We start from the raw sequence: 922 nt of genomic DNA on the forward strand, positions 1-922 counted from the left end.
CCACTGGTTGTTGGCGATAGTTCAACATCCATCCGGTATTTATTCAGAAGTGTTTGAAGCTTTTGATATTGATGAAAGAAAAGTCGAAGAACAACTGCAAGCTCAGCTTGAAAAATACAAAACGGGATGCCAAACCGTCCCAGGCCTTTCTGCTCATACTGTAACCATGATGCAGAATGCTTTGATGTGCGCAACGATAGAGTTTCATGAAGAACAAGTGAACTGTATCCAGTTACTGTTTGCGTATCTTTCTGATGACACGCTAGTGAATATGATGAACGTTATTAGCGCGGAGCTAGACAAAGTCGAACCATCTCGCCTAGTCGCAATGAAAGAGCATGTGGGCGATGGTGGAAACAATACTTCTAAGGCGACGAGTAGCTCGAACTCAGCATTGAATCAGTTCACAACGGATCTTACTGAGCAAGCTAAAGCTGGAAAAATAGACCCTGTTATCGGTCGCGACAATGAAATCCGCTTGATGATCGATATCTTATTGCGTCGCCGCCAAAACAATCCGATCTTAACGGGTGAGGCTGGTGTAGGTAAAACTGCGGTAATTGAGGGGCTGGCGCAAAAAATAGTGGATGGGGATGTTCCTCCGGCTTTACATGATGTTGCCATCAAATCACTCGATCTTGCTTTGCTTCAGGCGGGTGCGGGGATGAAAGGGGAGTTTGAAAACAGACTTAAAAATCTCATTCGAGAAGTTAACGAATCTTCGCAGCCAATCATTCTTTTTATCGATGAAGCTCATGGTCTAATCGGAGGTGGTGGTCAAGCGGGACAAGGTGATGCTGCTAATATATTGAAACCAGCGTTGGCTCGAGGAGAGTTACGGACCATCGCTGCAACTACTTGGGCTGAATACAAAAAATATTTTGAGAAAGATGCCGCGTTAACGAGGCGCTTCCAGGTTGTG

The 922-nt window shown here is 45.1% G+C and carries 1 protein-coding gene; it reads left to right on the forward strand.

What is annotated here, in order from left to right:
• A partial coding sequence (locus tag R8N49_RS25640; RefSeq protein WP_318190271.1) for an AAA family ATPase occupies window positions 1–922 on the forward strand: 922 nt, incomplete at both ends.

This window comes from Vibrio sp. 1978, assembly GCF_033344345.1.